The sequence below is a fragment of the Sphingomonas sp. FG14 genome (assembly GCF_057809675.1).
The window spans coordinates 1-13,462 of record NZ_JBMDKK010000009.1 but is presented as its reverse complement, the minus strand read 5'-3'; the positions used below and the strand labels follow the sequence as shown (position 1 = coordinate 13,462).

The 13,462-nt window shown below is 67.0% G+C and carries 14 protein-coding genes; 12 read left to right on the top strand and 2 right to left on the bottom strand.

Going from position 1 to position 13,462, the window contains the following annotated elements; translation table 11 throughout:
• Window position 1 precedes the first annotated feature (1 nt).
• The 10 genes from ACODTA_RS20400 to ACODTA_RS20355 are packed head-to-tail and all read left to right on the top strand — an operon-like array spanning window position 2 to window position 9,216.
• Window positions 2-1,045 (top strand): acyl-CoA dehydrogenase family protein, encoded by a 1,044-nt coding sequence (locus ACODTA_RS20400; RefSeq protein ID WP_489068025.1) that lies wholly within the window; start codon window positions 2-4, stop codon window positions 1,043-1,045.
• On the top strand, window positions 1,032-2,657 hold the full coding sequence (locus ACODTA_RS20395; protein WP_489068023.1) for a class I adenylate-forming enzyme family protein: 1,626 nt from the start codon (window positions 1,032-1,034) through the stop codon (window positions 2,655-2,657). The genes ACODTA_RS20400 and ACODTA_RS20395 overlap by 14 nt, the downstream gene beginning before the upstream one ends.
• Entirely contained in the window at window positions 2,654-3,451 is a 798-nt protein-coding gene (locus tag ACODTA_RS20390) for an enoyl-CoA hydratase/isomerase family protein (RefSeq protein ID WP_489068021.1), read from the top strand. Before ACODTA_RS20395 ends, ACODTA_RS20390 begins: the two co-directional genes overlap by 4 nt.
• 4 nt (window positions 3,452-3,455) lie before the next feature.
• Complete coding sequence (locus ACODTA_RS20385; protein ID WP_489068019.1) at window positions 3,456-4,613, top strand: thiolase C-terminal domain-containing protein; 1,158 nt, start codon at window positions 3,456-3,458, stop codon at window positions 4,611-4,613.
• A 1-nt stretch (window position 4,614) separates the two neighbouring features.
• Window positions 4,615-5,034 carry a Zn-ribbon domain-containing OB-fold protein gene (locus ACODTA_RS20380; protein WP_489068017.1) on the top strand — a complete coding sequence of 140 codons (420 nt, stop codon included), beginning with the start codon at window positions 4,615-4,617 and terminating at the stop codon, window positions 5,032-5,034.
• Between the two features lie 3 nt (window positions 5,035-5,037).
• A complete protein-coding gene (locus tag ACODTA_RS20375) occupies window positions 5,038-6,441 on the top strand; it encodes a phenylacetate--CoA ligase family protein (RefSeq protein WP_489068015.1) in 1,404 nt (467 codons plus the stop codon).
• 10 nt (window positions 6,442-6,451) lie between these two features.
• The gene (locus tag ACODTA_RS20370) at window positions 6,452-6,619 is read left to right on the top strand and encodes a hypothetical protein (RefSeq protein WP_489068013.1); all 168 of its coding nucleotides are present in this window, start codon (window positions 6,452-6,454) and stop codon (window positions 6,617-6,619) included.
• Window positions 6,616-7,386: an SDR family NAD(P)-dependent oxidoreductase gene (locus ACODTA_RS20365; RefSeq protein WP_489068010.1), complete on the top strand. Its 771-nt coding sequence runs from the start codon at window positions 6,616-6,618 to the stop codon at window positions 7,384-7,386. Before ACODTA_RS20370 ends, ACODTA_RS20365 begins: the two co-directional genes overlap by 4 nt.
• Window positions 7,387-7,406: 20 nt before the next feature.
• The gene (locus ACODTA_RS20360) at window positions 7,407-8,189 is read left to right on the top strand and encodes an SDR family oxidoreductase (protein WP_489068008.1); all 783 of its coding nucleotides are present in this window, start codon (window positions 7,407-7,409) and stop codon (window positions 8,187-8,189) included.
• Between the two features lie 22 nt (window positions 8,190-8,211).
• Window positions 8,212-9,216, top strand: coding sequence for a Rieske 2Fe-2S domain-containing protein (locus ACODTA_RS20355; protein ID WP_489068006.1), 1,005 nt, complete (start codon window positions 8,212-8,214; stop codon window positions 9,214-9,216).
• A gap of 116 nt (window positions 9,217-9,332) precedes the next feature.
• Here ACODTA_RS20355 and ACODTA_RS20350 read toward each other — a convergent pair whose 3' ends face one another.
• A complete protein-coding gene (locus ACODTA_RS20350; protein ID WP_489068004.1) occupies window positions 9,333-10,103 on the bottom strand; it encodes an SDR family NAD(P)-dependent oxidoreductase in 771 nt (256 codons plus the stop codon).
• Complete coding sequence (locus tag ACODTA_RS20345) at window positions 10,100-11,230, bottom strand: LLM class flavin-dependent oxidoreductase (RefSeq protein WP_489068002.1); 1,131 nt, start codon at window positions 11,228-11,230, stop codon at window positions 10,100-10,102. Before ACODTA_RS20345 ends, ACODTA_RS20350 begins: the two co-directional genes overlap by 4 nt.
• Window positions 11,231-11,439: 209 nt before the next feature.
• On the opposite strand from ACODTA_RS20345, the gene ACODTA_RS20340 reads away from it, so the two are divergent.
• Both ACODTA_RS20340 and ACODTA_RS20335 read left to right on the top strand, forming a co-directional pair.
• Window positions 11,440-12,021 carry an NADPH-dependent FMN reductase gene (locus tag ACODTA_RS20340; RefSeq protein ID WP_489068000.1) on the top strand — a complete coding sequence of 194 codons (582 nt, stop codon included), beginning with the start codon at window positions 11,440-11,442 and terminating at the stop codon, window positions 12,019-12,021.
• Window positions 12,022-12,155: 134 nt separating this feature from the next.
• A complete protein-coding gene (locus ACODTA_RS20335) occupies window positions 12,156-13,358 on the top strand; it encodes an acetyl-CoA C-acyltransferase (RefSeq protein WP_489067998.1) in 1,203 nt (400 codons plus the stop codon).
• Window positions 13,359-13,462: the final 104 nt, after the last annotated feature.

The following is a 13,462-nucleotide window of genomic DNA, read 5'->3' as shown; positions in this document are numbered from 1 at the left end:
GATGGATTTCCGGCTCACCGATGAACAGGCGATGCTTGCCGACATGGTCGGCCAGATGTTCGCCGATATCTGCGCCGGCGCCGATCTGCGCCGCCTGCTGGATAGCGGCGAGCCTCGCGATGCGGCGCGCTGGGAACAGATCGTGGCGATGGGCCTGCCCGGAACGATGGCGCCGGAAAACCTCGGCGGCAGCGGGCTCGGCCAGGTCGAGATGGCGCTGATCGCGATCGCCTGCGGCCATGCTGCACTTCCCGAACCGCTGATCGATCATGCCGGCATCGCCGTGCCGATGCTGGTGGCCGCCGGTTCGGATCTCGGCGATGCGCTGTCGGGCGGCACCGTGGCGGTCGGCCATCCGGCGAATCCCTTCGTGGCCGATGCCGATACGGCGGAGGCGCTGCTGCTGGCCGATGGCGACGCGGTCCATCTCGTGTCCCACGATGCGGTCGCGCTGGTGTGCCAGCCGAGCATCGATCCGTTCCGCCGCCTCTTCCGCGTGGAGTGGACGCCGACGCGGGAGACACGGATCGGCGGAGGCGCGCTGTGGGACGCCGCGCTCGATCGCGGCGCGGTGTTCGCCGCAGCGCAACTGCTCGGGCTGGCGCAGCGCGCGGTCGATCTGGCGGTGGCCTATGCGAAGGATCGGCAGCAGTTCGGCAAGCCGATCGGATCGTTCCAGGCGGTGAAGCATCATCTGGCCAGCGCGCAGGTGAAGATCGAATTCGCGCGGCCGGTGGTGCTGGCTGCCGCCGCGATGGCTGAGTCCCCGCTTGCGCGCACACGGATCAGCCATGCCAAGCTTGCCGCGACGGCGGCGGCGGAGGCGGCGACGCATGCGGCCGTGCAGGTCCACGGCGCCATGGGTTATTCCTGGGAGGTCGACGTGCATTTCCTGCTCAAGCGCTCTCTCGCGCTCGGCCAGGCCTGGGGCACGCCCGCCTTCCACCGCGCGCGCGTCGCCGCGCACATCATGTCCGCGCCGCTCGGCGCCGATCGCACCTTCGATGCCGCGCCGTTCGGGGAGGTCAGCCGTGAAGCCGCTTGAGGTGGCCCGCAGCCTGCGCGCCAATCCCGAGGCCGCCGCGCGCTATCGCGCGGCCGGCTGGTGGGGGGAGACCACGCTGTCGGATCGCGTCGCCGCGCTGGCCGCGACGCGGCCGGCAGAGTCCGCCTGGATCACGCCGGAAGGCCGCTTTTCCTGGGGGGCCTATGATCGCGCCGCGACACGCATCGCGGCGTTGATCGCCGGCAAGGGTCTGGTGGCGGGCGCTCGCGTGGCCGTGCTGCTGCCCGACGGCCCGGCGGTGCATGCCGCGCTGCTCGGCGTCGAGCGCGCCGGCATGGTCGCGGTCGGCATCGGCGCGCGCGCTGGCGTCGCGGAGGTCGCGCATCTGCTGAAGCGCACCGGCGCGACGCTGCTGATCGCGCACGAAGCCACGCGGGATCGGACGCTGGAAGAACTGGTTGCGGCCGTGCAGGCACAGGGCGCGCCGCTTGCCGACATACTCGTCGTGCCCGATCTGATGGCCCAGCGGAACTGGAGCGCCGGGGACGCGCCGGAGCACGCGCCGTTTCCGCCGGGCGATCCCGACGCATTGTTCCTGATCAACTCGACCTCGGGCACCACCGGCATGCCCAAATGCGTGATGCATACGCAGAACCGCTGGTTCTATTTCCATCAGCTTGCCGCCGAGGCCGGGCGCTTCGCGGATGACGAGATCTTCATGGGCGCCGTCCCGGCGCCCTTCGGTTTCGGGCTGTGGACCGCGCATTTCTCGCCCGCCATTCTCGGCTGCCCCACCGTCGTGCTGCCGAAATTCGACGCCGGTGTCGCGCTCGACATGATCGAGCGGGAACGGGTGACCGTGCTGTGCTGCGTCTCCACCCAGTTCATCATGCTGCTCAACGAACAGGCGGAGCGTCCGCGCGACCTGTCTTCGTTGCGCGCCATGTTCACCGGCGGCGAGGCCGTGCCCTATCGCCGCGCCGCCGAGTTCGAGGAGGTTACGGGCGCGGCGGTGCTCCAATTCTACGGGTCGAACGAGACGGGCGCGCTCAGCCGCACCACATCGACCGACACGCGCGACCGCCGCCTCACCACCGCCGGGCGGGTGATCGCGGAGATGGAGGTGCGCCTGTTCGATCCGGTCACGGGCGCCGATGTCGAGGGCAGGGGCCAGCCCGGCTGCCGCGGGCCCGCCACCTGTCTGGGCTATTGGGACGATGATGAGGCGAACGCCAAGCTCTTCACGCCGGACGGCTGGATGCTGATGGGCGACATCGTCGAGGTGGACGAGGACGCTTATCTCCGCGTCGTCGGGCGTACCTCCGAATTCATCATCCGCGGTGGCAAGAATCTGTCGGCTCCGGCGATCGAAGCCGAGGTGGCGACGCATCCGGCCGTCGCGCTGGTCGCGGCGGTGCCCGCGCCCGATCCGGTCTTCGGCGAGCGCGTCTGCATCTATGTCGCGCCGCGCGCGAACCAGCAGGTGACGCTGGAGGAGATCGCCTGTCACCTTGAGTCGCGGGGAGTCTCGCGCGAATGGTTTCCCGAATATCTCGTCCTGATGGACGACCTGCCGCGTTCCTCGGGCGGCAAGGTGGCCAAGGGCGCGCTGACCGCCGATGCGAAGCAGCGCTGGGCCATACCCGCATGACATACCAGAACCTCAAGCTCACCTATGAGGGCCGCACGGCGCACGTCACGCTCGCCCGGCCGGACAAGCTCAATCCGCTCGACTGGTCGACGGTCAAGGAATTGAAGGTCGCCGTCGCGGAGATCGAGGCGGCATCCGGCGTGGATTTCGTGATCTTGACGGGCGAGGGGCGCAGCTTTTCCGCAGGCGGCGACCTGGACGGTTATATCCGCCTCTACGCCGATCCTCCAGCGTTCCAGGCGTTTCTCGACGATTTCTACGACATGCTGACCGGCATCGAGAAAGCCCGTGCGATCTGGATCGCCGCAGTGAACGGCGTGTGCGTGGCGGGCGGGATCGAACTGCTGCTGGCGTGCGACATGGCGCTTGCCGCCGAGAGCGCGAAGATCGGCGACGGCCACCTCAATTTCGGCCAGCTTCCCGGTGCGGGCGGATCGCAGCGCTTGCCGCGTGCGATCGGATTGCTGCGCGCCAAGCATCTGATGCTGACCGGAGAGCTGCTCGATGCGCGCACGTCCGAAACCTGGGGGCTGGTGACCAAGGTGGTTCCCGATGCCGTGTTGCTCGACGCGGCGGCCGACTGGGTCGCGGGCATGGCGGGCAAGAGCGCCGTCGGTCTCACCGGCGCGAAGCGGCTCGCCAACATGACGCTCGATACGCCGTACGAGGAGGGGCTGCGCGAGGAGATCGCGTTCGTCCATCGCTATGCGACGACCGAGCCCGACGCCACCGAGGGCCTGATCGCCTTCAAGGACAAGCGCGCGCCGCGTTTCGGCGCGCCCAGGGAAGATTGAAGCCATGTACAAGCTGCGCGACAAATATGCGATCGCTGGGATCGGCACCACGGACTACAGCAAATTCTCAGGCCGCACGGTTCGGAGTCTCGCGACCGAGGCCTGCCTGAAGGCGATCGAGGATGCGGGGCTGACCGTCGCCGATATCGACGGCATCGTCAGCTTCAACTTCAACGACAGCGCCCCGGCGATCGGTGTCGCGACCGAGATGGGCATCGAGAATGCCGGCTATGCGGTCGATTATGCCGCGGGCGGCAACGGTGCGAACCTGATCACCCTGGCGGCGGCGGCGGCGATCGAGGCGGGGCTGGCGAAGAACGTGGTCTGCTTCCGCGCGATGAACGGCCGCTCCGGCTTCCGTCTCGGCGGCGGGCGTGATCTCTCGGCCTATGGCGTCACCCAATATACCGCGCCGCTCGGCTGGATCACCTATCCGCAGGCGATGGCGATGTGGGCGCGCCGCCACATGATCGATTACGGCACCACCGAGGAACATTGGGCCGAGATCGCGACCACCTTCCGCGACAATGCCGTCCTCAACGAGCGCGCGATGCAGCGCACGCCGATGACGAAGGACGATTATTATAATTCGCGCTTCATCGTCGATCCGTTCCGCATGTACGATATCTGCCTGGAAAGCGACGGCGCGTGCGCGGTCGTCATCACCGCGGCGGAACAGGCGCGAGACCTGCGTCACAAGCCGGTCTATATCATGGGCGGCGCCTATGGCGGCGGCCCGACCCAGGGCGACGACCTGTTCGACGCGATCCGCTGGCCCAGCCATTCCCACAATTGCTTCAAATATCTCGCCGACGATCTGTGGGGCAGCGCGGGCATCGGTCCGCAGGACGTCGACGTCGCGCAGATCTACGACTGTTTCACCTACAGCGTGCTGATGGCGCTCGAGGGACTGGGCTTCTGCAAGGACGGCGAAGGCGGTCCCTTCGTCATGGACGGCCGGATCGCGCGCGGCGGCGCGCTGCCGGTCAACACGCACGGCGGCCTGCTGTCCGAAGCTTATATCCACGGCTTCAACCACGTCATCGAGGCAGTCGAACAACTGCGCGGGGTGTCCGGCGCGCGCCAGATCGAGGGCGCCGAGATCGCCTTGACCACGGCGGGCGCGATGACCTGCGGCAGCGCCATGATCCTGAGGAACTGAGATGCAACAGACCGCCTACAACAAGCCGCTGCCCGTGCCGGATCCGGAGAGCACGCCATTCTGGGACGGGATGCGCGAGAACCGCCTGATGCTCCAGCGCGTGGCATCGACCGGCGAGCATCTGTTCCCGCCCGTCACCTTCTGTCCTGGTTCGCTGGAGCGGCCCGAATGGGTCCAGGCGAGCGGGAAGGGCACGGTGTTCAGCTGGATCGTCGTGCGCCATCCGGTGCCGCGCGACATCTATGCGGACGAGGTGCCCTATGTCGTGGCGCTGGTGGCGCTCGACGAAGGATGCCGGATGACCGGCAATATCGTCGATTGCGCGCCGGAGGACGTGCGCGCCGGCATGCCGGTCGAGATCGTCTATAATCAGGTCACGCCCGAGATCACCTTGCCGGCATTCCGGCCAACGGAGGCCTGAGCCATGGCGTCGCCCGCCGTCGCGGATCCGTTCGTCGCGTCCCCGCTGCTGCGCCGTTTCGGCGAGATGACGCGCGAGGCGCTGGAGGCGCATCAGCTCCGCAAGGTGCAGGCGCTGTGCGCGCGGCTCTATGCGAAAAGCGACTTCTATCGCGCCAGGATGGATCAGGGCGGGTTGAAGGGCGGGGCTGTCGACAGTCTCGATCGCTTCGCCAAGGCTTTCCCCACGTCCGCCAAGGCCGATTTCCTGGCCGACCAGCAGACCGCGCCGCCCTTCGGCACGCGGCTGGGCGTCGATCGCGGTGACGTCGTGCATATCAGCATGACCAGCGGCACGTCCGGCCAGGGGCAGGAGATTTACGGCCGCACGCAGCGTGATGTCCACATGCTCGGCTATCTCCACGCGCTGCCCTGGTACATGGCGGGGCTCCGCCAGGGCGATACCGCGATCAATTGCGTGCCCGCCGGCGGAATGACGACGGGCGGCTGGGGGCCGGGCGAAGCGATCCGGATCATGGGGGCGACGGGTTTCCATGTCGGCGGCAACACCTCGACCGAGGCGAAGATCGACCTGATGCTGAAACTGGGCGGCATCCATTTCATCTATGCGTCGACCAATTATCTCCACACGCTGACCGAGGCGCTGCTGGCGCGCGGCATTTCCCCGCGCGAAGCGTTTCCCGGCATGCACGGCCTGTTCATCGCGGCGGAGGGTTACCCCCTCGAATGGGCGACGAAGATCGAGGAACATTGGGGCTGCCGCCTGCAGGAAGGCTATGGCAGCACGCAGCTCAACGGCTTCGGGGGCTCGACGGGGTCGGCGGGCGTGTTCCGCGCAAATGGCGAGCGCGGGCTGATCCGCCTCTTCGAATGGGAGCATCTGATCGAGATCGTCGATCCGGAGACCGGCACGCCGGTCCTGCCCGGCGAACTGGGCGAGATGGTCGTGACCAATTTGTCGGTCGAGGGCAGCCCCGCGGTGCGTTTCCGCACCGGCGACGCCGCCCGCTTCGTGCCGTGGCAGGATTGTGGTGGTGGCGCATGGAACGCCATCGAATGCGGCACGATCGGCCGGTTCGACGACATGATGAAGATCCGCGGCAACAATATCTGGCCGTCGATGTTCGACGCGGCGGTCTTCGCGCATGCCGAGGTGGGCGAATATAAGGGGCGCGTCTATACCCGCGACGGCAAGACCGAGGTCGAGGTGAAGATCGCCGTCGCCGAGCATCAGTCCGGCCTGTCGGACGAGGCGCGTGTGCGCCTGGTCCAGTCAGTGCGCGCCGCGATCAAGGAACGCAGCAACATGTGGGTGGAGGTGTGCGAAGTGCCGCGCGCCGAGTTCCAGGGCTTTGCCTACAAGGCGCGCCGCTGGACCGACGAGCGTCAGGACGGTTACCGGCTTTAGGAGAGCGGCGATGAGCGACGGCAAGGACGAAGACGCGCTGTTGGCCGAGATGCTGGCATTGGCCGAGCGATTGGCAAAGAGCGAAGATGCGCTGCTTTCGGGGCAATATGCTTATCTGCGCGCACGCGTGGCGGCGCTGATCGAGCTGCGCTCGTTCGCGGCGGAGCCGGCGGTATGACCGGGGTTTCGCGTTTCGCGCTCGACGGGCAGGTCGCCGTGGTCACCGGCGGCGGCGGCGGTCTCGGTTCCGCAGGCGCGCTGGCGCTGGCGGAGGCTGGCGCGGATGTCGCGCTGATCGCGCGCAACCGCGTCAAGCTCGAAGATGCGGCGCGCGCGGTCGAGGCGACGGGTCGGCGTGCGATGATCGTCGAGGCCGACGTCTCCGATGCCGAAGGCATGATCGCGGCGGCGGTGGAGATCGAGGCGGCGTTCGGCCGCATCGATATCTTGTTCAACAATGCCGGCATCACCAATCCGCAGGGCGTGCTCGATGTCTCGCCGGAAGACTTCATGCGCATCCTGGACGTGAACGTCGCGGGCGCCTTCCATGCGATCCGGGCCTTTGCCCCCTCGATGGTGGCGCGCGGCTATGGGCGGATCATCAACATGGGTTCGATCCTCTCCGGCCGCGGCATGGCGAACAGGGGCGCCTATTGCGCGTCCAAGGCCGGGCTCGCCAATCTGGGTGCGGCCTGTGCATTTGAATTCGGTCCGTCGGGGGTCACCGTCAACACGCTCGGCGCCACGGTGATCGTCACCGATCTCAATCGCGAACTCGTCCGCACCCAGCCCGAACTCTACGCGAAGGTGGTGCAGCGCACGCCGCTGGGCCGGCTGGGGGAGGTCGAGGATCTGATGGGGGCGCTGCTCTTCCTCGCGTCCCCCGCTTCCGGTTTCGTCACCGGCCAGACCCTTTTCGTAGACGGCGGCTACACCGCCGGCTGATCCCAAAAGAACAGGCATCCATGACCACATCGCTCAAGACTCTTTTCGACCTGACCGGCCGCACCGCGCTGGTGACGGGCGGATCGCGCGGCCTGGGGCTCACCATGGCGGAGGCGCTCGGCGAATTCGGCGCGCGCGTCATCGTGACGGCGCGCAAGCAGGCGGAGCTGGACGAGGCGGTCGCCCATCTGCAGGCGCTCGGCATCGATGCCGGCGCGATCGCCGCCGATGTCGGTGATCCCGAGGCGGCGGCGCGGATCGTCGAGACCGTCAAGGCGGCCGGCGGGCGGATCGATATCCTCATCAACAACGCCGGAACGTCCTGGGGCTCGAAGGCGGAGGACATGCCGCTCGACGCCTGGAACAAGCTGATGGCCGTCAATCTCACCGGCCCATTCCTGCTTGCCCAGTCGGTCGCGCGCGAATTCATGATCCCGGCGGGATGGGGGCGGATCGTCAACATCGCTTCGGTCGAGGGGCTGCTCGGCCATCATCCACGGATGATCGGCACCATCGCCTATAATGCGAGCAAGGGCGGGCTCATCAACTTCACGCGCGCGCTCGCCGCCGAATGGGGCGCGCTCGGCATCAACGTCAATGCCCTGGCACCCGGCTATTTCCCGTCGAAGCTCACCGGTTACGTGATCGACAAACATGGCGACGACCTTCGCAACGATACGCCGCGCGGAAAGCTGGGCTGTGACGACGATCTGAAGGGGGCGGTGCTGCTGCTCGCATCCGACGCAGGCGCGCACATCACCGGTCAGGTGCTTGCCGTCGATGGGGGCGCCAGCATCATTTGAATGTGATATCGGGAGAGAGAGAATGAACGCGCTCAGCCGTTTCGGCACGAAATATCCGTTCCATCCCTATCCAACCGGCTGGTTCAGCGTCGGTTTCGCCGACGATCTCGCGCCCGGCGAGGTCCGGCCGCTGCGGTATTTCGACACCGAGCTTGTGCTGTTTCGTACCGAAAGCGGAACCACGGTCGTCACCGATGCGCATTGCCCGCATCTGGGCGCGCATCTCGGTTATGACAGTTGGGTTGAGGGAGAGACGATCGTCTGCCCGTTCCACCAATGGCGGTATGATACGACCGGCAAATGCGTCCATGTGCCGTTCGCCAAGGCGATCCCGCCAAGGGCGAAGGTGCGGACCTGGCCGACGGCCGAACGTGGCGGGATGATCTTCGTGTGGCACGATCTGTCCGGCTGCGCACCACTCTGGGACTTGCCCGTCTACGACGAGAGCCGCCGCATTCCCGATGCCGGTTTCCGAAAGCTGCACGACGATTTCGGCGCGGCCCATCCCCAGGACGTGTTCGAGAACGGCGTCGATTTCGCGCATTTCCCCGGGGTGCATTCGACCGGGCGCGCGGTCTCCGACGGCGAGATCCGCATGGAGGGGCATCGCTTCTTCAGTCCGGTCCGCATCCTGCCGGCGGGTTATGAAGGCCCGATCGTCGATGCGACCGAAGGCTCCACCGTCAATTCGGAAGTGGTCGGCGGCGGATTGTCCCGCGTCGAGAGCCGGACGCCGCATGCGCCCGGCATCACGACAATCTATTATGTGTCGGTCACGCCGGTCGATGCGTCGCTCAGCCATTATTATGTCCACCAGTTCTTCCTGATCGACGACGACTGCCCGATGTCGCGCGACGAGATCGCGCGGTTCACCACGATCGCGGCGGAACATGGGCTGCGCGAACAGCATAGCGACGGCAAGATCTGGCCGCACAAGGCCTATGTCGCCCAACCGATGCTGACCTCGGCCGACGGGCCGATCCTGAAATATCGCGAATGGTACAAGCAGTTCCATCCGGCGGTGTGAGGGCATTTCCTCCACATCGCTCTGGCTGAGCCTGTCGAAGCCCTGTCCTTTTTTGAGCGAAGTGCTGAAGAAGGGAAGGACTTCGACAGGCTCAGTCCAAACGGAGTTCGCCGAATCTAACCCCCGGCCAACTCATCTAGCACCTTCGCGAAACGCAACCGCGCCCGCTCGACATAGCTGGGATGGGTCAGGATCTTCGCGCGGCCCGCGACCGCGCCGTCGAACGCGATCGCCGCGGCCTCCTCCGGGCTGATCGAATCCGCCGGCGGCGCGCGCCCGGGATCGGCTGCGTCGAAGATCCGCGTCGCCACAGCGCCGGGCATCAGCAGCGATGCGCCGAGCGGCGTGCCGGCCAGCTCGCCCTGCAATGCTTCCACGACCGGCCAGAGCGCGTGTTTGGTCGCGCAATAGGCAGCGAGCCCGGGCGCCGCGATCATCGATCCGGTCGATCCGGTCACGACCACCTGCGCCGGCTCGTCGCGCGCGATCATGCGCGGGACGAAGGCCTGGATCGTCACGACCGTGCCGATCACATTGACGTCGAACAGCGTGCGCCAGTCGGCCGGCGGCATCGTGAGAAGATCGCCGGCGCGCAGGATGCCGGCATTGGCGAACAGCAGGGCGATGGGCGGCAGATCGTCGATATCGTCCGCGAACGCCGCCATCGCCGCCGCATCGGTCACGTCGAGGCGCTGCACAAGGTGGCGCACGCCGGTTCCATCGAGCGCCGTCGCCAGCTTTTCGAGCCTCGCCGCGTCGCGATCGCACGCCGCGACCGTCATGCCCTGTGCCGCGGCGTGCAGCGCCAGCGCCGCGCCGATGCCCGAGGCCGCGCCGGTCACGACGGCGGTGCGACCGGCCAGCGACGGTCCGGACGCGGCCGTCACCGGAAGTGCGGAATCACATGCGTCCCGATCTTGCGCAGTGTCTCCAGTTGCGCCCATTGCGGCACCGTACCCATATTGGTCATGAACAGGATCTCGTCCGCGCCGGCGGCGGCGAGCTGCTCGACATAGTTGATGCAGTCGGCGACGCTGCCATAGGCGTTCTTGGCGCTCAATATGCCTTCGCTCGGCCGGCGCCCATCCTCGTCGGCGCGCAGGTCCATGGTCAGCGTTTCCGATGCGAGCTTGGTCGTGATGATCGTGTCGGTGCCCTCGACCAGCAGTTCCTCGCCCCATTTCTCGGGCTCGGGCTTGGGACCGCCGCCATACCAATAGTTGAGCGACTCGTAGAAATAGCGCTGTCCGCGAATGCCGATCCTGCGGGCCTGCGCGGCATCGTCGAGCACGATGGTGGGGCACAGCGCAGCCAGATGCTGGATGGGGCGGTATCCTACCTGATCGGCGGGATCGCGGCCGGCCCATGCGTCACGATAGAGCTGGTTCTTCTTGGCCACTTCCTCCGGACCGCCAAAGCCGAGGACGAGCGCGCCCAGGCCGCGCTGGCCGGCACGCACCAGCGTGTCCGGATTGGTGCAGGCCAGGTACATCGGCGGATGCGGATCCTGATAGGGCTTGGGGTGGATCGGGCGTGGCGGCACGTTCAGATGCGGACCATTATGTTCCACCTCGTCCTGAACGAACATCTTGGGGATGAGGTACATCGCCTCGTCGATCAGCGGTTGGAGTTCCTTCAGGTCGTAACCATAGGCGCCGGCTTCCTGCTGACTGCCGCCCTTGCCGATGCCGAAATGGACGCGGCCCTTCGAAAGCAGATCGAGCGTCGCGATCCGTTCGGCCACCTTGATGGGATGGTTCATCGCCGGCATCAGGCAGACCACGCCGTGGCCGATGCCGATCCGCGAGGTCTTGCCCGCGATATAGGCCAGGAAGGTCTCGGGCGCGCTCATATGCGCATAATGGGTGAGGGACGTATGTTCCACGCTCCAGACCACGTCGAAGCCGAGTTGCTCCGCCAGCAGCGCCTGTTCGACCAGTTCGTCGAACACCTGCCGCTCGCCGCGCGGCGAGGCGTCTTCGGTCTGTGCTTCGAAAATAAGGGAAAATCGCATCGTCACTCTCTCGAATTCTGTTCTCTTCCCGACCCTCAACGTGGCGCCCTCCGCTTTCAAATGCCGTTTGGCGGCGCGACCGTTAGCGTCTGAGCATCGCTGGGCGCCGCGATTGCCGGATTGCGATCGCTGCCATCGGGCTTGGGCACTCGACCCTCGGCCGTGCGCGCTCCTAGGTCCGGCGCGAGAGGACCTGGGAGTTCCCGGATATGACGAGTGCGATCAGGATAGTGGGCATCGGCGGCACGGCGCGCGCCGGATCGAGCAGCGAGCGCGTCGTGCGCCAAGCGCTCGCGGCGGCGGCGGAGCGGGGTGCGGAGGTCGAATTGTTCGATGGTCCCTTCATCGCCGGCCTGCCGCTTTATGTACCCGACCGGACCGAGCGCACCGATGCCGAATGCCGGTTCGTCGAGGCGGTGCGCGGCTGTGACGGCATCATCGTCGGGTCGCCGGGCTATCACGGCAGTCTCTCGGGCCCGATCAAGAACATCCTTGATCTGCTGGAGGATCTGTCGCGTGACGAGCGCCCCTATCTGGACGGGCGCGCGTTCGGGGCGATCGTGACGGCCTATGGCTGGCAGGCGTGCGGGACCACGCTGGTCGCGATGCGATCGATCGCTCATGCGCTGCGTGCCTGGCCCACGCCGTTCGGCGCCGCCGTCAATGCCTCGGCTCCCCTGTTCGACGCGAATGGCGACTGCCTGGATCCCAAGGTTGCCGAACAGCTCGCGATCGTCGGGCGACAGGTGGTGGATTTCGCGCGCTGGCGCCGGTCCGACCCCATGGCTTGAGCGCCGGTTTCCTGGAAAGCGCTTCAGGCCTGATGCCGCGTGGCGAAGGGGCTGATCGCTCAATGGCAATAGAGGGGCTGGTGGGGCGCCGGTAGACGAACGGACGCTGCCTGCCCGTTCCCGAAGGATATTCCATGCGAGAAGCCCTGATCGTCTCCACTGCCCGCACGCCGATCGGGAAGGCCTATCGCGGCGCCTATAATAACGCGGAGGCGCCCTTGCTTTCCGGTCATGTGGTGGCGGAGGCGGTGCGGCGCGCGGGCATCGATCCGGCGCGCGTCGAGGACGTCGTGATGGGCTGCGCATCGCAGCAGGGCACGCAGGGTTATAATATCGGCCGCCTGACCGCCGCCGCTGCCGGGCTGCCGGCAAGTGCGGCCGGCATGTCGGTCGATCGGCAATGCGCATCGGGGCTGATGGCGATCGCGACCGCGGCGAAACAGATCGTGCATGACGGGCTGGATGTCGCGATCGGCGGCGGGGTCGAATCGATCAGCCTGACCCAGAATGCGCACAAGAACGGCTATCGCGCGCAGTCCACCGCGGTGACGGCGTACAGCCCGCACATGTATGTCGCGATGATCGAGACCGCTGAGCTCGTCGCGGAGCGTTACAGCGTGAGCCGCGAGGCGCAGGACGCCTATTCGCTGCAAAGCCAGCAGCGCACTGCGGCGGCCTATGCCGCGGGCCGTTACGATGCCGAACTGGCGCCGCTCGCGACGACTATGCTGGTGACCGACAAGGCGACGGGCAATGTGAGCGAGCGTGCCGTGACGCTTGATCGCGACGAAGGCCCGCGCGCGGACACGACGATAGAGGGCCTGTCCCAGCTCAAGCCGGTCTGGGGCGGCGGCGCGCTGACCGGCCCGGGGCGCTTCGTCACGGCGGGCAATGCCAGCCAGCTTTCCGATGGCGCTGCCGCGTGCCTGCTGGTCGAGGCGGGCGTCGCCGCGCGTGAGGGACTGGAGCCGCTGGGCGCGTATCGCGGCATGGCGATCGCGGGTTGCCCGCCGGAGGAGATGGGCATCGGCCCGATCCATGCCGTGCCGAAGCTGCTCGCGCAGCACGGATTGTCGGTCGACGATATCGGCCTGTGGGAATTGAACGAGGCATTCGCCGCGCAGGTCATTCCCTGTCGCGACCGGCTCGGCATTCCGGACGATCGGCTGAATGTGGATGGCGGCGCGATCGCGATCGGACATCCCTTCGGCATGTCGGGCGCGCGGATGGTCGGCCATGCGCTGATCGAGGGCAAGCGGCGCGGCGCCCGTCATGTCGTCGTCACCATGTGCGTGGGTGGCGGCATGGGCGCGGCCGGCCTGTTCGAGATACTCTGATGGCATCGCGCGCGCCGGTCCCGCTGCCGCATCCCTTCATCGCCTCGCCCGAGGAGATCATCGACGAGGCGCGGAACGGCCGGATGTTCATCCTTGTGGATGAC

Excerpts from the sequence above, each read along its gene's own strand:
- ACODTA_RS20390 (WP_489068021.1), top strand. The coding sequence starts at position 2,654 with ATGACATACCAGAACCTCAAGCTCACCTATGAGGGCCGCACGGCGCAC.
- ACODTA_RS20335 (WP_489067998.1), top strand. The coding sequence starts at position 12,156 with ATGCGAGAAGCCCTGATCGTCTCCACTGCCCGCACGCCGATCGGGAAG.
- ACODTA_RS20340 (WP_489068000.1), top strand. The coding sequence starts at position 11,440 with ATGACGAGTGCGATCAGGATAGTGGGCATCGGCGGCACGGCGCGCGCC.
- ACODTA_RS20385 (WP_489068019.1), top strand. The coding sequence starts at position 3,456 with ATGTACAAGCTGCGCGACAAATATGCGATCGCTGGGATCGGCACCACG.
- ACODTA_RS20375 (WP_489068015.1), top strand. The coding sequence starts at position 5,038 with ATGGCGTCGCCCGCCGTCGCGGATCCGTTCGTCGCGTCCCCGCTGCTG.
- ACODTA_RS20355 (WP_489068006.1), top strand. The coding sequence starts at position 8,212 with ATGAACGCGCTCAGCCGTTTCGGCACGAAATATCCGTTCCATCCCTAT.
- ACODTA_RS20380 (WP_489068017.1), top strand. The coding sequence starts at position 4,615 with ATGCAACAGACCGCCTACAACAAGCCGCTGCCCGTGCCGGATCCGGAG.
- ACODTA_RS20345 (WP_489068002.1), bottom strand. The coding sequence starts at position 11,230 with ATGCGATTTTCCCTTATTTTCGAAGCACAGACCGAAGACGCCTCGCCG.
- ACODTA_RS20360 (WP_489068008.1), top strand. The coding sequence starts at position 7,407 with ATGACCACATCGCTCAAGACTCTTTTCGACCTGACCGGCCGCACCGCG.
- ACODTA_RS20370 (WP_489068013.1), top strand. The coding sequence starts at position 6,452 with ATGAGCGACGGCAAGGACGAAGACGCGCTGTTGGCCGAGATGCTGGCA.
- ACODTA_RS20365 (WP_489068010.1), top strand. The coding sequence starts at position 6,616 with ATGACCGGGGTTTCGCGTTTCGCGCTCGACGGGCAGGTCGCCGTGGTC.
- ACODTA_RS20400 (WP_489068025.1), top strand. The coding sequence starts at position 2 with ATGGATTTCCGGCTCACCGATGAACAGGCGATGCTTGCCGACATGGTC.